22 protein-coding genes and 1 rRNA gene are annotated in these 21,281 nt (G+C 29.9%); 8 read left to right on the top strand and 15 right to left on the bottom strand.

Going from position 1 to position 21,281, the window contains the following annotated elements; genetic code table 11:
- The first annotated feature begins 39 nt into the window (after positions 1 to 39).
- Both E4J94_RS01870 and lepA read left to right on the top strand, forming a co-directional pair.
- Positions 40 to 1,896 carry a helix-turn-helix transcriptional regulator gene (locus E4J94_RS01870; protein WP_135834200.1) on the top strand — a complete coding sequence of 619 codons (1,857 nt, stop codon included), beginning with the start codon at positions 40 to 42 and terminating at the stop codon, positions 1,894 to 1,896.
- A gap of 125 nt (positions 1,897 to 2,021) precedes the next feature.
- The gene (gene lepA / locus E4J94_RS01875; protein ID WP_135834201.1) at positions 2,022 to 3,818 is read left to right on the top strand and encodes a translation elongation factor 4; all 1,797 of its coding nucleotides are present in this window, start codon (positions 2,022 to 2,024) and stop codon (positions 3,816 to 3,818) included.
- A gap of 60 nt (positions 3,819 to 3,878) precedes the next feature.
- Here the strand turns inward: lepA and E4J94_RS17885 are convergent, their stop codons facing one another.
- On the bottom strand, positions 3,879 to 4,001 hold the full coding sequence (locus E4J94_RS17885) for a hypothetical protein (RefSeq protein ID WP_262710463.1): 123 nt from the start codon (positions 3,999 to 4,001) through the stop codon (positions 3,879 to 3,881).
- Between E4J94_RS17885 and E4J94_RS01880 the strand changes: the two genes are divergently transcribed.
- Both E4J94_RS01880 and E4J94_RS01885 read left to right on the top strand, forming a co-directional pair.
- A complete protein-coding gene (locus tag E4J94_RS01880) occupies positions 3,967 to 4,926 on the top strand; it encodes an acyltransferase family protein (protein ID WP_246034233.1) in 960 nt (319 codons plus the stop codon). The genes E4J94_RS17885 and E4J94_RS01880 overlap by 35 nt on opposite strands.
- A 185-nt stretch (positions 4,927 to 5,111) precedes the next feature.
- A complete protein-coding gene (locus E4J94_RS01885) occupies positions 5,112 to 5,456 on the top strand; it encodes a DUF4260 domain-containing protein (RefSeq protein WP_135834203.1) in 345 nt (114 codons plus the stop codon).
- Here E4J94_RS01885 and E4J94_RS01890 read toward each other — a convergent pair.
- Positions 5,451 to 6,443, bottom strand: coding sequence for a 2-hydroxyacid dehydrogenase (locus tag E4J94_RS01890; protein WP_135834204.1), 993 nt, complete (start codon positions 6,441 to 6,443; stop codon positions 5,451 to 5,453). The two genes, E4J94_RS01885 and E4J94_RS01890, sit on opposite strands and share 6 nt — an antisense overlap.
- A 173-nt stretch (positions 6,444 to 6,616) precedes the next feature.
- Here E4J94_RS01890 and E4J94_RS01895 point away from each other — a divergent pair, with 173 nt between their 5' ends.
- From E4J94_RS01895 to E4J94_RS01905, 3 genes are all read left to right on the top strand, one after another.
- Positions 6,617 to 8,155: a serine hydrolase gene (locus tag E4J94_RS01895; RefSeq protein ID WP_135834205.1), complete on the top strand. Its 1,539-nt coding sequence runs from the start codon at positions 6,617 to 6,619 to the stop codon at positions 8,153 to 8,155.
- A gap of 131 nt (positions 8,156 to 8,286) precedes the next feature.
- A complete protein-coding gene (locus tag E4J94_RS01900; protein WP_135834206.1) occupies positions 8,287 to 9,171 on the top strand; it encodes a DMT family transporter in 885 nt (294 codons plus the stop codon).
- Positions 9,172 to 9,200: 29 nt separating this feature from the next.
- A complete protein-coding gene (locus E4J94_RS01905; RefSeq protein WP_135834207.1) occupies positions 9,201 to 9,833 on the top strand; it encodes a CatA-like O-acetyltransferase in 633 nt (210 codons plus the stop codon).
- 47 nt (positions 9,834 to 9,880) lie between these two features.
- Here the strand turns inward: E4J94_RS01905 and E4J94_RS01910 are convergent, their stop codons facing one another.
- The 7 genes from E4J94_RS01910 to E4J94_RS01940 all read right to left on the bottom strand — a co-directional run bounded on the left by E4J94_RS01910 (position 9,881) and on the right by E4J94_RS01940 (position 14,188).
- On the bottom strand, positions 9,881 to 10,438 hold the full coding sequence (locus tag E4J94_RS01910) for a hypothetical protein (RefSeq protein ID WP_135834208.1): 558 nt from the start codon (positions 10,436 to 10,438) through the stop codon (positions 9,881 to 9,883).
- Between the two features lie 23 nt (positions 10,439 to 10,461).
- The gene (locus E4J94_RS01915; protein WP_135834209.1) at positions 10,462 to 11,109 is read right to left on the bottom strand and encodes a DUF2306 domain-containing protein; all 648 of its coding nucleotides are present in this window, start codon (positions 11,107 to 11,109) and stop codon (positions 10,462 to 10,464) included.
- A gap of 94 nt (positions 11,110 to 11,203) precedes the next feature.
- Positions 11,204 to 11,704: a regulatory protein RecX gene (locus E4J94_RS01920; protein ID WP_135834210.1), complete on the bottom strand. Its 501-nt coding sequence runs from the start codon at positions 11,702 to 11,704 to the stop codon at positions 11,204 to 11,206.
- Positions 11,705 to 11,892: 188 nt separating this feature from the next.
- A complete protein-coding gene (gene rpe, locus E4J94_RS01925) occupies positions 11,893 to 12,540 on the bottom strand; it encodes a ribulose-phosphate 3-epimerase (protein WP_135834211.1) in 648 nt (215 codons plus the stop codon).
- A 64-nt stretch (positions 12,541 to 12,604) separates the two neighbouring features.
- Entirely contained in the window at positions 12,605 to 13,024 is a 420-nt protein-coding gene (locus tag E4J94_RS01930) for a hypothetical protein (protein ID WP_135834212.1), read from the bottom strand.
- Between the two features lie 131 nt (positions 13,025 to 13,155).
- Positions 13,156 to 13,740: a hypothetical protein gene (locus E4J94_RS01935; protein ID WP_135834213.1), complete on the bottom strand. Its 585-nt coding sequence runs from the start codon at positions 13,738 to 13,740 to the stop codon at positions 13,156 to 13,158.
- Between the two features lie 61 nt (positions 13,741 to 13,801).
- On the bottom strand, positions 13,802 to 14,188 hold the full coding sequence (locus E4J94_RS01940) for a hypothetical protein (protein WP_135834214.1): 387 nt from the start codon (positions 14,186 to 14,188) through the stop codon (positions 13,802 to 13,804).
- A gap of 101 nt (positions 14,189 to 14,289) precedes the next feature.
- Between E4J94_RS01940 and mgtE the strand changes: the two genes are divergently transcribed.
- Entirely contained in the window at positions 14,290 to 15,609 is a 1,320-nt protein-coding gene (gene mgtE, locus E4J94_RS01945; RefSeq protein ID WP_135834215.1) for a magnesium transporter, read from the top strand.
- Between the two features lie 40 nt (positions 15,610 to 15,649).
- Here mgtE and E4J94_RS01950 read toward each other — a convergent pair whose 3' ends face one another.
- The 6 genes from E4J94_RS01950 to rrf all read right to left on the bottom strand — a co-directional run bounded on the left by E4J94_RS01950 (position 15,650) and on the right by rrf (position 21,233).
- Entirely contained in the window at positions 15,650 to 16,516 is an 867-nt protein-coding gene (locus tag E4J94_RS01950; protein WP_019975176.1) for a sigma-70 family RNA polymerase sigma factor, read from the bottom strand.
- Between the two features lie 124 nt (positions 16,517 to 16,640).
- Positions 16,641 to 17,582, bottom strand: coding sequence for a formimidoylglutamase (gene hutG, locus E4J94_RS01955; RefSeq protein ID WP_135834216.1), 942 nt, complete (start codon positions 17,580 to 17,582; stop codon positions 16,641 to 16,643).
- A gap of 2 nt (positions 17,583 to 17,584) precedes the next feature.
- Positions 17,585 to 18,190: a trimeric intracellular cation channel family protein gene (locus tag E4J94_RS01960; protein ID WP_135834217.1), complete on the bottom strand. Its 606-nt coding sequence runs from the start codon at positions 18,188 to 18,190 to the stop codon at positions 17,585 to 17,587.
- A gap of 38 nt (positions 18,191 to 18,228) precedes the next feature.
- Positions 18,229 to 18,837 (bottom strand): trimeric intracellular cation channel family protein, encoded by a 609-nt coding sequence (locus tag E4J94_RS01965; protein WP_135834218.1) that lies wholly within the window; start codon positions 18,835 to 18,837, stop codon positions 18,229 to 18,231.
- A 130-nt stretch (positions 18,838 to 18,967) separates the two neighbouring features.
- Positions 18,968 to 20,350, bottom strand: coding sequence for an NAD(P)-binding domain-containing protein (locus tag E4J94_RS01970; RefSeq protein ID WP_135834219.1), 1,383 nt, complete (start codon positions 20,348 to 20,350; stop codon positions 18,968 to 18,970).
- Between the two features lie 774 nt (positions 20,351 to 21,124).
- A 5S ribosomal RNA gene (gene rrf / locus E4J94_RS01975) occupies positions 21,125 to 21,233 on the bottom strand.
- Positions 21,234 to 21,281: the final 48 nt, after the last annotated feature.

Raw genomic sequence — 21,281 nt, forward strand, 5'->3', positions numbered from 1 at the left:
AAAATTTTATTTCATATAGTTTTTTCCGATTTTTGAAAAATGAAAACTCTACTAACCTACATTTCATTTTTTTTTACTTGCGGAATAATAAATTCTGTATGTGCTCAAAATGCTTATATCGATAGCTTAAAAGTTGAACTATCAAAAGATAATCTCTCTACAAATAATAAATTTGATCTACTAAATAAACTAATTGAATATTCTAGAACTTCTGATGAATATAAACAAGCAGATCAATATATTAACCAACAAATAAAATTAGCCAAGAAAGAACAAAACCAATTGGAATTAGTTAAAGCTTATGTTCAACGAGGAGTTTCTTATGATAATCAACAATTATTTCAGAAAACTCAAAAGTCACTTGACACAATTCAAAAAATAGTAAATGAATCAAATGATTTTATACCAAAAGCTTATTATAAATATCTATTAGCTTACCATCAGCTTAATTTGGGTGATTATACAAAAGCTCAAAAAACAACTCTTAATTTTATTTCTCAATTAGAAAAGGTTTCAAAAGAATATCATTTAAAATCTAAAACTAATTATATTTTATATGGTATTCATGCAGTTTTAAATGATGAAAAAAGTTCTATTATTTATGCTGAAAAGTCTTTAAAAAATGCCGAAGAATCTAAAGATAAGAATCTACTTGTAACGGCTTATGCTCATTTAGGTGTTGCGCAATCTTTGAAATATCATAAGACAAAAGATATTAAAGACTTAGAAAAATTAATTGATACAAGCAAAAAAGCTGTTGAAATTAGCCAACGAAATCCATATAAGGTAACAAAATATAATCATGCAATTGCGTTATTAAATCTTTCTGATTATCAACTATACCTTCCAAATCAATCTGTTTCTATAAAAGAAGAAATTAAAACAAATTGTTTACAAATTATAGAGCTATGTAAAACAATTCCAAATGCTCAAAATGTTTCAGCTGGTGCCTTGGGTATATTAAGTAAATTAGCTATCGATGTAAATCAATTATTTCTAGCAGAAACTTATTTACTTAAGGCAAATGAAACACTACTTACCCAGAATAGAAAAGATTACTATGCTTTATTGAGTAATACTACTGAATTAGCAGATCTTTATCATCAAAGAGAGGAATTTCAGAAAGCTTTTAATTTTCAAAAAAAAGCAACTGATTATTCAACAGAACTATACAATCAAGACCAAGCAGAAACAACAAAAAGATTAGAGGCTCAATTTCAATCAGAACGAAAAGAAGTTGAATTAAAAAATTTAGAAGCAAAAAACAAGGGATTGAAGAAAGAACGTATTCTATATTTATTTTTAGCAATATTAGGGCTGACTGGAGTTTTTTTTATGTTTAGAACTTATCATTTTAGATTACGATATTCTATCGGTCGAGAAAATCAATTAAATGCAGAAAAACAAGAAGCTAATATCAAACTAAAATTACAACATGAAGAGCAGGCTAGGTTACAAGCTGAACAAGAATTATTAACTCTACAACAACAAAAATTACAAGACGAGGTTTTAGTTAGTCAACTTCATTTAGAACATAAAAATAATGTTTTAAAAGAATTGAAAAACAAAATTAAGAACGATTCATCCATTAATTTAAAACAAGTCATAAGAGAAGAGAATATATTTGATAGTGATTTTGATAGTACTAAATTTCGTATTCAAGAATTACACCCTAACTTTTTCAAAATATTAAATGAACATTCAAAACAAAAATTAACTCCTTTAGATTTAAAATATTGTTCATACATCTATCTTGGAATGGATACGAAACAAATTGCCAACTTATTAAATATAGAACCGAAAAGTGTTCGCATGACAAAATATCGCTTGAAACAAAAATTTGGACTAACAAAAGACGAAGAGTTAAACATCTTTTTTCATCAAATAATTGCTTAATATCAATTTTATTATATTTCAATTATCAATTCATCTTAATTACTTAAAATATAATTCATAATATTTTTCAAAAAACTTGTAGTCTGATTGGAAAAGATTATTTTTGCCTATTCGACAAATAGAATATGAAAAATATCCGTAATTTCTGTATTATCGCCCATATTGACCATGGTAAAAGTACTTTGGCCGATCGTTTATTGCAAGTAACTAATACGATTTCTGATCGTGAGTTACAAAATCAAACTTTAGACGATATGGATTTGGAACGCGAACGCGGAATCACAATTAAATCACACGCCATCCAAATGGAATATGAAAAAGATGGTGAAAAATATATATTAAATTTAATTGACACTCCTGGTCACGTAGATTTTTCTTACGAGGTTTCTCGTTCGATTGCTGCTTGTGAAGGGGCTTTGTTAATTGTAGATGCTGCCCAAAGTATTCAAGCTCAGACCATTTCTAACCTTTATTTAGCTTTAGAAAATGATTTAGAGATTATTCCAGTTTTAAACAAAATCGATTTACCTTCTGCTAATCCAGAGGAAGTAACTGATGATATTGTTGATTTAATTGGTTGTGATCCTGAGGACGTTTTGCGTGTAAGTGGAAAAACTGGAGAAGGTGTATTAGAATTATTACATACAATTATCGAAAAAGTTCCTGCTCCTGTTGGTGATCCAGATGCACCATTACAAGCTTTAATTTTTGACTCTGTTTATAATCCTTTCCGAGGAATTGAAGCTTTTTATAAAGTTGTAAATGGAGAAATAAAAAAAGGTGATCAAGTAAAATTCATGGCAACAGGTAAAAAATATGGTGCTGATGAAATTGGAACTTTAAAACTGAATCAAGTAGAGAAAAAAGTTATCAAGACTGGAGATGTTGGTTACATTATTTCTGGAATTAAAGAAGCTTCTGAGGTAAAAGTAGGTGATACAATTACACTAGTTGAAAATTCTGCTACCGAAGCAATTGATGGTTTTGAAGAAGTAAAACCAATGGTTTTCGCTGGTATTTATCCAGTTGATACAGAAGATTATGAAGATTTACGTGCTTCCATCGAAAAGTTACGTTTAAATGATGCTTCATTAACTTTTGAAGCTGAATCTTCTGCCGCTTTAGGTTTCGGTTTCCGTTGTGGATTCTTAGGAATGCTACACTTAGAAATTATTCAGGAGCGTTTAGAGCGTGAGTTCAACATGACTGTAATTACGACTGTTCCTAACGTTTCGTATGAAGCGTACTTGGAGAAAGATCCAGAAAAAATGATTCCAGTTCATAATCCATCTGAATTGCCAGATCCATCAGGATTAAACCGTGTTGAAGAACCATATATTCGTGCAGCGATCATTACAAAATCTGAATTCGTAGGTCCTGTAATGGGGCTATGTATTGAGAAGCGAGGTGAATTACAATCTCAAAATTATTTAACTCAACATCGTGTTGAAATGATTTTCAATATGCCTTTAGCTGAAGTTGTCTTCGATTTCTACGATCGATTAAAGTCTATTTCAAAAGGTTATGCTTCTTTCGATTATGCACCTTCTGGAATGAAAGCTTCGAAATTAGTAAAAGTTGATATCATGATTAATGGAGAAGTTGTAGATGCTTTATCTGCATTGATTCACGTTGATAATGCTTACAGTATTGGTAAGAAAATGTGTGAGAAATTACGCGAATTAATTCCTCGTCAACAATTTGATATTCCAATTCAGGCAGCTATTGGTGCAAAAATTATTGCGCGTGAAACAATCAAAGCGTTACGTAAAGATGTTACTGCAAAATGTTATGGTGGTGATATTTCTCGTAAACGTAAATTATTAGAAAAGCAAAAAGCTGGTAAGAAGAAAATGCGTCAAATTGGACGTGTAGAAGTTCCACAATCTGCTTTCTTAGCTGTTTTGAAATTGAATGATTAAAAGATTATACTATATTAGTTGATATAAAACTTATTAAGGTCACATTTATTGTGGCCTTAATTATTCACCAATACTAACCATGATTAACCAACTTACTTTTACACGATTCATTGCTGCTATACTAATTGTAATCTTACATTTCGGAGGAATTTTTAAAGGTAAAATTTCATTTATTGATGACATATGGGAACATTTTAATTTAGGTGTATCATACTTCTATGTTTTATCAGGCTTCGTTATGATTGTTGCCTACAAAAATTTAGAAAAAATAAATTCAAAAAAATATTATATAAATAGATTAGCAAGAATTTACCCACTACATATACTATCTATGCTACTCGTTATTTTTTTTATTCTTTTAGAAATTATTAATAACAATATACCAAAGTTAGCTGTTCTTAATCATATTTTGTTAATTCAAGCATGGATACCGCGAACAGCATTAACCTTAAATGCTCCAGCTTGGTCTATCTCCGTTGAAACTTTTTTTTATCTTTTATTCCCTTTCATATTTTCATATTTCAAACGTATCAGTTTAATAAAAACAATTATTATATCTATTGGATTTTGTTTAATCTCTCAAATTATTTATAACTACTATTACTTTAATATTTATGAAGGTTTCAGAAAAGATGGTTACTTTCTTTTTTATAATCCGCTTCTACACCTTAACTCATTTATTATTGGAATTGCAACAGGATTTTTGTTTATTAAGAATTCCTCTCAAAAAAAATATGATTTACTAATCATACTATTAACTTGTCTATTAATAACAGTAGTATATTTAAGTAGAAATTTATTCATACATAATGGCTTTTTTGCTCCATTATTTGCTTTATTAATCTATTTCATTTCTAAGAACAATGGTTGGATTACTAAGTTATTTACAAATAAAAAACTAATTTATTTAGGTGAGATAAGTTTTGCTATCTATTTACTTCAATTTCCTGTATTTTATTTTTCTAAATATTCACTAAAGCTACTTACCATTGAAAATGAATTGACTTTATTTTTGATTTCATTAATAACACTAATTCTTGTATCGCATTTAACATATAAACATTTTGAAATTCCAGTTCGCGACTATTTAAAACGAAAAATTAAATAGCATTATTTTTTTCAAAATTATTAGTCGACGACAAACTTATTTTGAATATTTGAACGGTTTTTTCTAATAATATCAAAAAAAAAATTAGAAAGATGTCAAATTTTAATCAAAAAAACCGTTCAAATGAACGGCTTTTTTGTAACAATTGGTGAAATATTTATACTAATAAACTAAGCACCAACATTATGAAAAACATATTAAAACTAGAACAATTTGCTCTATTAATTTTTATTATCGTTTTATATAGTCTCCTAAAATTATCGTGGATGTGGTTTGGAATTCTTTTTCTTGCTCCCGATGTTTTTATGTTAGGTTATCTTTTTGGAAATAAAATTGGTGCAATATTTTATAATTTTATTCATAATTATTTTACGACAATTACGTTGATTCTCATTGGCTATTTTTTACATATTGAATGGTGTTTAATGATTGGATTTATATTTTCCGCTCATATTGCGTTCGATCGTTTTTTAGGATTTGGTCTCAAAAAATACGATGGTTTCAAGTCCACTCATTTAGGCAACTTATAACATCACAACCTCATCAGTCGAACCTTTTTCCTTAATCTCTGAAATACTTCGCATCGTAATTTCTGAAATTTGTTCCAATGCTTCTTGTGTAAAAAAAGCTTGATGTGCAGTTACCAAAACATTTGGAAAACTCATCAATCGCTGAATCATATCATCCTGAATAATTTCTGCCGATAAATCTTTGAAGAATAATTTTTCTTCTTGCTCATAAACATCAATTCCCAAATAACCAATTTTATGATTTTTCAGTGATTCGATCGCTTCATGTGTATTGATTAATCCTCCTCTACTCGTATTAATAATCGTTACACCATCTTTCATCATCGCAATCGTTTCTTGATTAATCATGTAATGATTTTCTGGCGTCAACGGACAATGCAACGAAATAATATCTGAGCTTTTAAACAACTTATCCAGCTCAACATATTCCACGCCATTATTCATCAATTCTTGATCTGGGTACAAATCGTAAGCAATTATTTTGCAACCAAAACCTTTCGCAATATTGATAAAAGCTTTTCCAATTTTTCCTGTTCCAACAATTCCAATTGTCTTCTGAAAAAGATTGAAACCAAGCAAACCGTTCAATGCAAAATTTTGTTCACGAACGCGATTATAAGCTTTATGCGTTTTTCGGTTCAATGTTAACAACATCGCCATTGTATGCTCTGCCACAGCCTCAGGAGAATATGCAGGAACGCGACAAACTTTAATTCCAAATTCTTTCGCAGCTTCCAAATCGACATTATTAAAACCAGCACATCTCAAAGCAATAATTTTAACGCCTTTTTTTGCTAAAATTTCAATGACTTGTCTATTCACTTTATCATTCACAAACACACAAACTGCTTGTTCATCTTCAATCGCATTTACGATATGCGGACCTAAATGTGTTTCATAAAAATTAAGTTCAAAACCGTAATTTTTATTTTCAGCCTCAAAAAAAGTTTTGTCATAAGGCTTAGACGAAAAGAAAGCTATTTTCATTGAATTATTTTTAACTAATTTACGTTTTTAATTAATTGTAAATTAGTTTATACTTGATTATTATAAAGTTTTAAATCATTCAAAATTAATTCATCCACTATTTTTGATATTTTACTAAAAGCTATAAGCTGATGAATAAAAATTTCTAACTTCGTGAAAATTCAAATTCACACATGAAAAATATACTTTTATCAACGATTACATTAGCTTCTTTTACAGCTTTTGGACAAAATATTTCGAATCAAGCCATTGATCAAGTCACAGAAAATGCAATGAAAACATTTGATGTCCCTGGAATGTCAGTAGCAGTTATCAAAGATGGAACAATTGTACATTCGAAAGGTTATGGAGTAAAATCTCTTAAAACGGGAGAAAAAGTTCAGTCCAATACAAATTTTGGAATTGCTTCTAACTCGAAAGCTTTTACAGCAGCAGCTTTGGCGATTTTGGTTGATGAAGGAAAAATAAAATGGGATGATAAAGTAATTACGCACATTCCTGAATTCAAGATGTACAACGATTATGTAACAAAAGAGTTTACAATTCGTGATTTATTAACACATCGAAGCGGATTAGGTTTGGGCGCGGGAGATTTAATGGTTTGGCCTGATGGACACAATTTCACTCCAAAAGATATTATTTCTAATATTCAATTTTTAAAACCAGTTTCAGATTTTCGTGTAAAATATGATTACGATAATTTATTATACATTATAGCAGGAGTTGTGACTGAAAGAGTTTCGGGGCAATCTTGGACAGATTTTGTAACAAAAAGATTGTTGGAACCAATTGGAATGACGAATACTGCAGCGAATTGGCACTTGGTGAAAGACAAGAAAAATACAATTGATCCGCACGTTCCGATTGATGGAAAATTACAAGTAATTGATCGTTATACGAACACCATTTTTGATGCTGCTGCAGGAATTTATTCGAATGTTGATGATATTGCAAAATGGTTGCAATTCAATTTGGATAAAGGAAAAGTGAACGGAAAACAAATTATTTCTGAAAAACAAATGAACGAAATGATTACGCCACAAACTTTACAACCAAATCCTACAACTCCACCTTATAATTCATTATTCAAAGCTTATGGTTTGGGATGGCAATTACAGGATATGAACGGAAAATTAGAAGTTTCGCATACAGGAGGATTGGAAGGAATTGTAACACAAACGATGTTTTATCCTCAAGAAAAATTAGGAATTGTGATTTTGACTAACCAACAATCTGGTGCAGCTTTCCGCGCCATTTCAAATACAATAAAAGATTTTTACTTAAAAAATCCTTCTACAGATTGGGTAAAAACCTATGATGAGTTGATGAAGAAAAATGTAGAAGAATCCGATATTATTACCGATGAAGTTTGGAAAACAGTTGAAGCAAATCAAAAAAATAAAGTCATCAAATTTGATTCAAAGAGCGTAATTGGAACGTATAAAGACAATTGGTTTGGTGATGTTGTGATTTATGAAAAGAAAGGAAAAATCATTTTCGAATCGAAACGTTCACCTCAATTAACTGGTGAAATGTCATTTTACAAAGACAATACTTTTGCGGTAAAATGGTATAATCGTTATTTCCATGCAGATGCTTTTGTTTATGCAGAGATAAAAGATGGAAAAATGACAAGTTTCAAAATGAAAGCCATTTCTCCTTTAACTGATTTCAGTTACGATTTCCAAGATTTAGATTTTACGAGAAAATAAAAATCGTCTGTTCGAGTAATTCTGCTAAGAATTGTATCGAGAACTTGGATGATTTTTCGTTTTATTTCTCGATACAATTTTATGTTTCTATCGAAACTAAAATTACTCGAAATGACGATAACTAAACAGTTATGAAATTCAAAGGTTACGCATATGGGCTAATTTCGTCCATATCTTATGGATTAATTCCATTATTTATCCTACCTATAAAACAGGCAAATTTTTCGATGGATACTACATTATTCTATCGATTCTTTTTTTCTGCATTGATTGTCGGAACATATTTATCCATCAAAAAACAATCATTCAAAATAGATGTGATACAGATTCCATTTTTAATCATTTTAGGATTATTGTACGGAATCTCAGCGGATGCTTTATTTTTAGGTTATGATTATTTAACTCCTGGAATTGCTTCCACATTATTATTCGTTTATCCGTTGATTGTTGCCATCATAATGGCTGTTTTTTTCAAAGAAAGAATTACAATTTCAACTATTATAGCCATTGTTTTTGTATTGGCTGGCGTCATTTTACTAAGTTTCAAAGAAGGAAAATTCGAGCTAAATCCAATCGGATTAGGAATTGTTTTTATCAGTGCTTTGGGTTACGGATTATATATTGTGACAGTCAACAAATCGAAAGTACGAGATATAAAAGGTTTTACATTAAGCTTTTATTCGTTTCTATTTACAACGATTTATTATGCAATAAAAATGATTATTCACAAAGAATCGTTCATTTTACCATCATTAGAATTAACCTTCAACTTTTTTATATTTGCGTTTGTTACGACAGTTATTTCGAGCATCGCTTTGATTTATGCGATTAAAAATATTGGTTCTACAGCCACTTCTATTCTTGGCGCATCAGAACCTGTGGTTGCCGTTGCTGTAAGTGTTATGATATTTGGTGAAGATTTTTCGCTGAGTTTAGCTTTAGGAATTTTTATTATTATTCTAGGCGTGACTCTGAATGTAATTGGTGATTCATATCAACAAAAAAGATTGAAGTAATTGTAAATCCTATTTTTAACTTTGCAGCAATGAAACAGAAATTTAATCCTGAAGGTTGGAATCGTATAGAGCATTTTAATATGTTCTCGAAAATGGATAATCCGTATGTCGGAGTTGTTGCGGAGGTTGAATGTTCTAAAGCATATAAATTTGCCAAAGCAAATAAATTGTCTTTTTTCGCAGTCTATTTACATTGTTCGATGTTAGCAGAAAATAAGATTAATGAATTTAAATATCGTATCGAAGATGATGAAATTTTTGTGTACGATCATTTAGATTGCGGAACAACAATTGGTAGAAAAGACGGAACTTTTGGTTTTGCGTTGATGAATTTTACCGAAGATTTTGATGCATTTAACGTGCAACTTCAAGAGCAAATACAAAGTGTAGAAAACTCGGTTGGTTTACACATCAAAAATGAAGAAATAACCATTGGTTTAGTTCGTCATTCTACGTTTCCATGGTCGAGATTTACAGGTTTAACGCAACCAAGTAATTTTGGAACGGGAGAATCTATTCCGCGAATTATTTTTGGAAAAGCATATACGCAAAACGATAAAATGTATATGCCTGTTTCTGTTGAAGCAAATCATGGTTTTGTAGATGGTTTTCATTTAGCGAATTATCTACAAGAATTTGAAAACGAATTAGGTAAATATTAGAAATAAAAAAACGAATTTCGAGTTGCGAAATTCGTTTTTTTTATGGTTTATTCTGATTCTGTTCGTAATTCATTTATTGGTTCAGGTAGAATTATCTTAATATTAGGGAAATATTTTTCATCTTCTTTTAAAATAAAATCTTTATCATACTCGTAATAATGTGATAATCTTTGCAAAATAAATTGATTAGATTCTAAATCTCTTTGGAATCTAATTTTATAACCTTTTTCTTCATCTTCAAAAATATCAGTTTCTTCAAAAAGTACTTTAATTGCTTTACTTATATCTACAAATCTTTCGACAATTTTATCATCTTGATTAATTATTAATTTATAAATTCTACCATTTATTTTAGTCTGTAAATATTTGAAGTCACTATTCAAATTAATTTCTTTTGCTTCAAAAATATAAATATACAAATTATCCTCTGTAAAAATAATTCCTATATTTTCGGCATTCAAATGATTAGATTTCGCTATTATAATTGCTTGTTCTAATGCTTGATAAAAATTTTTATCTTTGATTTCTTTTGGAATCGAGTTAATCTTGTTTGTTTGACAACAAAAGAAAAACAAAAGAATTAAAACTGAATAAATATATTTCATACAAGTGTTTTGATTAAAGATAATCAATTCACTGCAACTTTTTTATTTAGTTTTTTCGACCAAGAAAAAATATAAATCGTTCCTATAATTGAAGGTACAATCCAAAAATAAATATTATCTCCAAATCCAGCACCTGCAACCAAAAACGCTGTAACTGAAGCAATATAAGCACCAACCATTTTTCCAACATGATTCATTGTCCATTTTTTATAATTCTCTGGATTCTTGTAAAAAATAAAATCTCGATAAGACATGAATCCTCCTAAAAATCCAAAAATTAAATACAATAATCCAATTCCATTGCTTGTAAAAAGAGGAAGTAATCCAAAAACAATCATCACAATAGATGTGATAAACATTGATCCTGAAATAATTTTATCCAAATTATTCGAATAATTTTTGCGTTTATAATTTAAAATTCTATTTCCGATCAAAATCATGTAAATCGTAAAAATACCAATCATTAAAAGGAAAGAATTGTGGTGATTTGGGAAAGCACAAATGATTAACGAAAGAATAGAACTGACTAACATACCAATCGAAAATATTTTTCCCACTTTTTTATGTGTCGAATTCCCTTTTTTTATGATCATCACTGCTGTTCCAGCAACTAAACCAATTCCTCCAAAAAATGCGTGAATGTAAATAATGATTTTGACCAAATTTTCCATAATGTGTTTATTTATTATGGAATAAAATTAAGTGAAGTCGTTTTTAATTTTAAAAATTATTAACCGAATTGTCGAATTTTGCGGATGAATTGTATTACTCTTTTGTTTTCACTGTTTCGATAGCATCATTCATCAAATCGAACTCGTAACCTTTGTACGCTAAATATGCTTTTACTTTGTTTATTTTCTTGAAAGATTCTCGCTCAGAAGCTAATAAATTGAACTTTTTTTGCGTTAAGTACAATAAATTATTCCAATATTTATCCAAATCAATTTCTTCTTTAAATGCTTTTTCAATTAATTTTTGATCAATTTGACGCATTTTTAATTCTTGACGAAGACGATTTCTTCCCCACATTTTTTGATTGACCTTTCCTCGAACAAAACTATGAACAAAACGTTCTTCATTCAGAAATCCGTAATGAATTAACTTAAAAAGAATCTCATCTTTCGCTTCTGGAATCAAATCAAAATCGCGTAGTTTTTTCTCTACTTCCCAATGGCAACGATCTTGATAAAGACAATATTTTGCCATTTTATCTTTGATTTCATCAATCGTATAAATCTTTTTTGGGTTGTCTTTGGAGAAATTCATGCAACAAAGTTAAGATTTTAATAAGAGAATTGTTTGATTAGCTTTATGAGATACTGAAAACAAGTCTAGGATTAATCAACAAAAAACTGAACCATTTCTGATTCAGTTTTTTATTATTTATTTTAAATAGTTGAAGGAAAAAATATGAACTTCTCAATTCTAATTTCTCACATCTCAATACTATTTTATTAAGCTTTTTGTAATTCCGCAATATACGCTGTTGGATTCACAGCATTGAAAACTGCTGAACCAGCAACTAAAGCGTCTGCACCAGCTTCTACCAATTTTGATGCATTTTGTACACCAACTCCTCCATCAATTTCGATGATCACATTTGCATTTGCTTCTGTAATCATTTTTTTTAATTTAGAAACTTTGTTGTAAGTATTCTCAATGAATTTTTGACCTCCAAAACCTGGATTAACACTCATAATTAACACCAAATCTAAATCATTAATCACATCTTCTAAAACAGAAACTGGTGTATGTGGATTAAGCGCTACTCCTGCTTTCATTCCTTCAGCTTTTATGGCCTGAATTGTACGATGCAAATGTGTACATGCTTCGTAATGAACAGTCAAAATATCTGCACCAACTTGTTTGAAAGTTGAAATGTAACGATCTGGATCAACAATCATTAAATGTACATCCAAAACTTTGTCTGTTAACGAATTTATTTTCTCGATAATTGGCATTCCGTAGGAGATATTAGGAACAAAAACGCCGTCCATTACATCTAAATGAAACCATTCGGCTTGAGAATTATTAACCATTTCGATGTCTTTTGCTAAATTCCCGAAATCGGCTGCTAAAATTGATGGTGCTACTATTGGCATAATCTTTTTATATTGTTTGTATTTTGTTATGCAAAGGTAAGCAAATAAAAAAATCGTTGAAATTTTATAATTCAATTCCTAAAGATAAACCTGCTTTTAGATTTTTGTCATAATCTGGATAATCTAAATCATTAAGTGTTAAAAATAAATTTAAATTAAGTGGGATCAAGCTAAAAGCTCCAAAGCGTAAACCAAGTGCTCCTTCTAAATGAATTCCTTTATAATTACCAAGATTATATCCTGTTTTTAGAGAGATATAAAATGTATTAATTCCTTCATCTGCAAAAAACCTTATTCGAGTAAAAACTGGATAATAGTTCAAATTATAATCAAATAGTTTGTAATAACTCAACCCTAAACTTAGCTCAGTATAATCACTAATCATATATCCAACTTCACCTGAAAATCCATAAGTAATATATTTATTTATAAATTCCTGATTATTTGATAAATACTCATCAGATTCATGGATTTTAAAATCCATATTTGTTAATTCGGAACGAAGTTGGTAGTGAACTTTTCTTTCAAGAAATTTTTTATAAACATCAAATTCATCTTTTTTAACTTGAGCAAAAAGAAAAAAAGGAAAAAATATTAATATTAAACGGAGCATTTTTAGAAAGTATATCCAACTCGAAATCCTAAATCTAAAGCAACTCCAGATTTACTTGAGTTTTTGATTCTATAATCCATTGCGTTTTCATCATAATAAATACGATCTTCCTCATAAAGTGAAATTCCTAAACCTGTATAGAACTCATAAAAGAATTTTTTAGAAAAAGAACGTTTCAATCCGTAATTTAATGTAATTGCTCCTTGAGGATTTATTTTTAAATCATCTGACGAAGTTGTAAACCAATCTGGAATTAAAACAGTTTTGAAAGCTATATAATTAGCTGAATTATTAGTAGTATTCTTACCTTTCTCAATTCTTTTATCAAAATTATAGTAATAGCGTCCTTCTAGAGCAAAACGAGTCGTTAAAGCGTAATCAAAATCACTTCCTGAATAATCACTATAACTATACATAAATCCTCCTATATAATCTAGTGAAGCAACTCCTGTATATTTTTCTCCTAATGATTTTTCGAACTGAACGCCAATTCCTATTGCACTTGCATTTATATTAAATAAATTTGTAGTTTTTTCTTGTGCAAATAGAGAAGTTGATAATAGAAAAGTAAATAAAAAAAATTTCATCTTTAGTGTTAATAAATTCAATACGAATATAACAGAAAAAATGATGCAGTAAAATTTTTTTTTAATCTAAAAATACCCTATTGTCTATAAAGTTATAAGGCTCTTCTTCTTTCAGTTCTTCATTGATTATAAAATGTATAGAATTTTTTGATAAAAAGATGTAAGTATAAATATCCGCTTTTTCATCAGACTCTCTAAACTCGTAATATTCTTCGCCAATTGCACACCAAATTCCTACATCTTCAGAATATGTTATATGATCATCATTGTGAATTGTTTTAAAGTTTACAGTCATTGTTCCATCTGCTTTTCGATTGACTAGCCAACTATTCGTTTCTCCTTTAAAAAATTTTCCATGATCAGTTCCAGACCAAATTCCAACAAATCTTTCATCAACTTCTACTGATTTTATAAAATGTTCGATTTGCTGATTTTCTGTTTTGCGCATAAATTATTTCTATATTAAAATTAGCTTAAAAGTAGCCAATCTTTGCTTCTTCTCATCTCAAAAAAGCTTAATTTGCAGCTTGGGATAAAAACAACAAATTTATGGAAAATAATATGCTTAATCAACATCCAGCAGATATTGCCGAGCAATTAACTGAATTGGACGTAAAGAATAGAAATATAGCTTTTTACTCGCTTTCTAATGATGATAAAGTAGAAGTATTCTCCTATTTTGAACCCGATATTCAGTACGAGATTGTAAAAAGTTTAACTGACGAAGATTTAGCTGAAGTTTTGAATAATCTTGATCCCGATGATAGAACAGAACTTTTTGAAAATTTTCCAGATCAATTAATCAAACACTCAATCAATCTTTTAACCCCTGAAGAACGAGCGATTGCACTTAATTTAATTGGATATAATGAAGATTCTATTGCCCGATTAATGACTCCAAATTATATTCAAGTAAAGGAACATTATACGGTAAAACAAGTTTTGACGCATATCAAAAAATATGGAAAAAAGGCAGAAACTTTAACCTATATTTTTATTGTTGATGGTAAAAATAGATTGATTGATGATTTAAAAATCGGTGAAATCCTTTTAGCTGATGAAGATACTAAGGTCGAAGATTTGATCGATCATAATTTTGTTTCGATCAAGACGACGACTCCTTTAGAAGAAGCATTAGAAGTTTTTGATAAATACGATCGTTCTGCAATGCCAATTGTCACAGAAAATGATGTTTTGGTCGGAATTGTAACATTTGACGATATCTTAGATCGAATGAAAATGCGTGATACCGAAGATATTCAGAAATTCGGAGGAATGGAAGAATTGGATGTTTCGTATACCAAAACTCCTATCACGGAATTAATCAAAAAACGCGCTGGTTGGTTGGTTATCTTATTTATTGGAGAAATGTTTACCGCTTCTGCAATGAGTTATTATGACCAAGAAATCGAAAAAGCAGTTGTATTGGCGTTATTTGTTCCATTAATTATTTCGAGTGGCGGAAATTCAGGTTCGCAAGCAGCTTCGTTGATTATTCGTGCAATGGCTTTGGGCGAATTGAAACTAAAAGATTGGTGGTATGTAATGAAAAAAGAATTTGCTTCGGGATTAATCTTAGGTGCAATTCTAGGATTTGTTGGTTTTATCAGAATCTTAATTTGGCAAAAATTAGGTATTTATAGTTATGGAGAATATTGGCTATATGTAGCTTTAACAGTAGCTTTATCTTTAATTGTAATTGTTTTGTGGGGAACTCTTTCAGGATCTTTGGTTCCATTTATTTTGAGAAAAATTGGATTTGATCCCGCAACAGCATCCTCGCCTTTCGTCGCAACTTTGGTTGACGTTTCAGGATTGATTATTTACTTTACAATTGCTGCAATTTTACTAAGCGGAAAGTTATTATAACGAAAAACTCCAACTAAATTTAGTTGGAGTTTTTTTATTTTTATCGTCCGATATACGTTTTCAAAATCTTAGATCTTGAAGTATGTTTTAAACGACGAATTGCTTTTTCTTTAATTTGACGAACACGTTCTCTTGTTAAATCAAACGTTTCTCCAATTTCTTCTAACGTCATTGGGTGTTGACCGTTTAATCCGAAGTATAAACGAATTAAATCAGCTTCACGAGGCGTTAATGTTTGTAATGCACGTTCAATCTCTACACGTAAAGATTCAATCATCAACTGTACGTCTGGAGATGGAGATTCACCAATGTTTAATACATCGTATAAGTTAGAATCTTCTCCTTCTACTAATGGTGCATCCATTGAGACGTGACGACCAGAGTTTTTCATCGACTCTTTTACATCACCTTCAGACATATCCAAAACTTCAGAAATTTCTTCTGCAGATGGAGCACGTTCATGTTCTTGCTCTAATAAAGCATAGGCTTTATTAATTTTATTGATCGATCCAATTTTATTTAATGGTAAACGTACAATACGAGATTGCTCTGCTAATGCTTGTAAGATAGATTGACGAATCCACCAAACTGCATACGAGATAAATTTGAAACCACGCGTTTCGTCAAAACGTTGTGCAGCTTTAATCAAACCTAAGTTTCCTTCATTAATTAAATCTGGTAAACTTAAACCTTGATTTTGATATTGTTTCGCAACAGATACCACGAAACGTAAGTTTGCTTTTGTTAATTTTTCTAAGGCAACACGATCTCCTGCTTTGATACGTTGTGCTAACTCTACTTCCTCCTCCGCTGTAATCAAATCTACTTTACCAATCTCTTGTAAGTATTTATCCAACGACGCAGTTTCACGATTTGTTACCTGCTTTGTAATTTTAAGCTGTCTCATTTAACTAAAACCCTCCTATTATTAATGATTATTATCGATTTCTTTTAGCGTTTTATCAACACCACTATATATGTATACGCAGATAACTGAAAAAGGTTACAAAATATTGTAAATTATTTCAGAATTAATGTCTTAAAACTTCGTAAATCATTTGTGCAGAGAGTTTCGCTGTCGAGTTATCAACATCAAAAAGCGAATTATATTCAACTAAATCAAATATTTTCACTTTGTTTGAGTTCATCAAAACCTTCAAAATATATTTAACCTGAAAAGGTGTCAAACCATTAATTGTCGTTGCACTTACACCTGGCGCATAAGCTGCATCAAAAACATCTATATCCAACGAAACATAAAGCACATCAAATTGTTGAACAATCGTTTTCAGATCATCTAAAACTTTATTTAAATTGAAATGCACTTCATCTGCCAAAATAAAATTAACGCCTAAATTTTCTGCACGTTGAAATAATGCTTTCGTATTTCCTAATTCTTGAATACCGATTGGAATATAGTTGAAATTCATTTCATTTTCTTCACAATACTTAGCCATTTCGTAAAAAGGCGTTCCAGAAGTTGATTGTGAATTTGGCGTTCTCAAATCAAAATGTGCATCAAGATTGATAATTCCAATATTTTTGTATGATTTTGCTAAAGCCAAGAAATCTCCTAAAGCCGTTTCGTGTCCTCCTCCAATTATAATTGGAAAATGATTTTGTCGAATGATTTTATCAACTTGATTAATTTGTTCTTCTCGCGCAGATTCTAGATTCTTATCATCACAGTGAATATTTCCAGCATCGAAAATAAAATTAGTTTCAGAAAAATGCAAAGGTAAATTTGCTAAACTTTTTCGAATCAAATCTGGCGAATTTTTAGCACCAATTCGTCCTTTATTTCGTTCAACTCCTTCTTCTGAACAGAAACCTAAAAATATTTTAGGTTGAATTGATGATGATTTAAATTTTTCATAATCAGAAATTACTTGATGAATTCTTAGTCCTAATTCTCCGTCTTCTGAATCAATTCTTCCAGTCCAAATTTCTTGATTAAATGGTGTTTTTTGCATGATTAATAAAATTTAGGTAACGACAAATTATATTTTACAGTCACAATACGAATCGCCGCGATAATAGCTCCCGAAACGATGAAATTGATATTACGATCTAATCCAAAATTATCAAAAACTAAATAAGCTACTCCACCTACAATACAGGCTGTTGCATAAATTTCTTGAACAAAAATTGTTGGTGTTCTATTCATCAAAACATCTCTTAACATTCCTCCCATTACAGCGGTCATCATTCCCATCATCACAGAAATAAAATCATTTGCACCCAAAGAATGCGCTTTTTCCAAACCTACAATTGTAAATAAAGCAATTCCCAATGTATCAAAAAGCATTAATGTTATTCTTAATCTTGAAAAATATTTAAAAAACAATCCAGCCAATAAAATTCCAGCAAAAACTGCGTAAATAACATTCATATCATTTATCCAAACTAACGGATAACTATTCAAAAATAAATCACGTAAAGTTCCTCCTCCAACAGCAGTTATAAAAGCAAAACATGCAATTCCAAACCAATCATGCTTTTGTCTTTCGTCTCCAGCTAAAGCACCAGAAATTGCAAACACAACTGTTCCGAATAATTCAAAAATATATTGAATTTCCATTTATAAAAATTTAGTCCGCAAAGATACAAATCTATAAATTAATGGCTTTTAAACTTAGGTAATGACAAATTGTATTTAATAGCAGCTAAACGAATTGCAACAATTGCTCCTCCAGCAACAAAGAAATTAATATTACGATCTATATCTAGCTTCCATAAAACCATGTAAATAACGGCACCACAAAGGCACGCAAATGCATAAATTTCTTTTTTGAATATAATTGGAACTTCGTTCAACATCATATCTCGAATTATTGAACCAAAAACAGCTGTAAACATTCCCATAACTGGTGCTATTACAGGATGAATACCGAGATTTAATGCTTTTTCTAAACCAACTATCGTAAATAGAGCAATTCCCAATGTATCAAAAAGCATAAACGTTTTACGAAGTTTTAGCAAAGGTTTATAAAAAATAGCTGCCAAAATAACACCTATTGCAACAGCATAAATTAAATTAACATCTTTAATCCACATGATTTCGACAGAAAGCAAAATATCACGAACTGTCCCTCCTCCTATAGAAGTTAAAAACGCTATAAAAGTAACTCCAAACCAATCATTCCCAGACTTTTCATCCGCTGCTAAAGCTCCTGAAATACCAAAAAAAAGTGTTCCAAATAATTCGAAAAAATATTGAATTTCCATCTCTATTGTATTAAATCATATAGTGTTATAAACTACCAAAAATAAGTACTTCTACTTATTTTTATGATATTCAAAATATACAATTGAAAATAGAAAAAGACTAGCAGAAATACTAGTCTTTTTGTAAATATTAATAATAATTTGTTTTTTCTAATTCTTTTTCATCAACTGGATCTTCTTCTAAATAGCGTTCTAAGCTATCATCCAATTCTTTCATCCAAGGTGTATGATGTTTTTCTGCTTTTGTTTGATCCATAACTGAAGTGTATGTTTTGTCTCGATATGTTAATATATTTTCTTCTTTATCTTTTATCCAAGATTTAAACATATCAGCAACTTTATTCAAATCAAACATTGGATAATCAGTCAGATTAATTAAGTCTTTTAAATAAGCTGTTTGGAAATCTACATGTTCTTCAGGAGAATTACACTTATTTTCATAGTTAATCCAATTTTTTATATCTTTCTGAATATCTTCTTTCGAAGGCAATTCTATACGTCCTAAAATATAATCTCGTGCAAACCAAGCTTGAGCATCAAACATATTAAATGTATAATACTGATCCTGCATTCCTAAAAATAACAATTGATTATTTGAATCAGAAACAACACCTTTATACATTCCTTCAGGATACAAACAGTTTTTCGTTTTCAGACGCAAATTGTCTGGCAAAAAAGGAAACTTATGTTGATAACCTGTACACATAATTACAGCATCAAATTCTTTTGAAGTTCCATCTTTGAAAAATGCTTTCTTATCATCGAAATGTGTAACTAATGGAAGTTCTTCAATACCTTTTGGCCATTTACAATCAATTGGATTTGTACGATAAGAAATTGTTACTGATTTAGTTCCATGTTTATAACATTGTACTGCAATATCTTCTGCTGAGTAACTACTTCCTATTAATAAAATATCTTTATCTATAAATGGATCAGCTCCTCGAAAATCATGTGCATGCATTACATTTCCAGTATAATTTTCTATTCCTTTAAAATAAGGCATATTTGGTGTTGAAAAATGACCTGTTCCTACGATTAAATAATCAAAGAATTCTTCAAATGTTTCATTCTTTTTTAAATCATCAAAAACAACTCGAAATTGTTTCTTTTCTTCAACATAATCTACCCACCTTGCAACAGTATTAAACTGTATATACTTTCGTGCATTACTTTGTTTAATTCTTCCTTCTATATAATCAAATAATACTTCCCTTGGTGGATAAGAAGATATTGTTTGACCAAAGTGTTCAGAAAATGTATAATCTGCAAATTCTAAACATTCTTTAGGTCCATTTGACCATAAATATTTATACATACTGCCATGTAATGGCTCTCCGTATTTACCTACACCTGTTCTCCACGTATAGTTCCACATTCCTCCCCAGTTGTCTTGTTTCTCAAAACACTTAATTTCTGGAATTTTATTACCTTTTTTTTCTTCTGACTCGAATGCTCTTAACATTGCTAAACCACTTGGACCAGCTCCGATAATGCCTACTTTTAAACTCATGAATTGTTTTTAATTAATACTATATGAACTACTCAGCTATCTCTCGATAGCAATTGATTTTTTATGTCTGAAACGACTTGAATATAAAAGCTTCTCTTTTATATATTACATGAACGAATGTGCAATATTATAATTGCAACAAATTAAGAGATAAGAAAATCTCTTGATGAATAAACAACAAATTTACTCAGGATAAATTGAAATCTCAATATACTAAGAAATAACTAGAATAACAAATAATAAAATATATTCTTCTAGTTAAAAATCTTTTATGATAATAATTATATTACCTTTTTGATTATGGATATATCCTATATAAAAATATAGATGGTACATTAGATTTAATATTAGCTATCGTTTTATTTTTAATCATATTTATAGTTGGAATTATTTTCTGTATTAAATCTATTTTTTATTTTATATCAAGAACAGTAGCATCCCCTAAATTAGACAAAAAAGAGGATTAGAGTAATCATACAGCGTATTTATTACAAAATAAACCATTGTTTTACTCTAAGCGCATCGGACAATCATCGCATGCCCATCCGTGAACTCGCCGGCTATAACCCGTAAGATTTCCTTTTAAACTAGTGAGTTCTGAGAGTTATAAAGGAAGCTTTTTGTTCTGAGAGTATAAGATGTTCAATACTTAATACTTAATACTTAATACTTAATACTTAATACTTAATACTTAATACTTAATACTTAATACATTGTACAAAAAAGTATAAACACAAAAAAGCCTCAAGTTGTTCACTTGAGGCTTTTAATAAAAACTGGCGACGACCTACTCTCCCGTAAGTAACAGTACCATCGGCGCAGGCAGGCTTAACTTCTCTGTTCGGAATGGGAAGAGGTGAGCCCTGCAGCTATAGTCACCCTAATATTTTTAAATAGGTTTTAGTTCCTAGTATATCTTGACATTATTATT

It is taken from the genome of Empedobacter tilapiae (assembly GCF_004785645.1).
GTDB lineage: Bacteria > Bacteroidota > Bacteroidia > Flavobacteriales > Weeksellaceae > Empedobacter > Empedobacter tilapiae.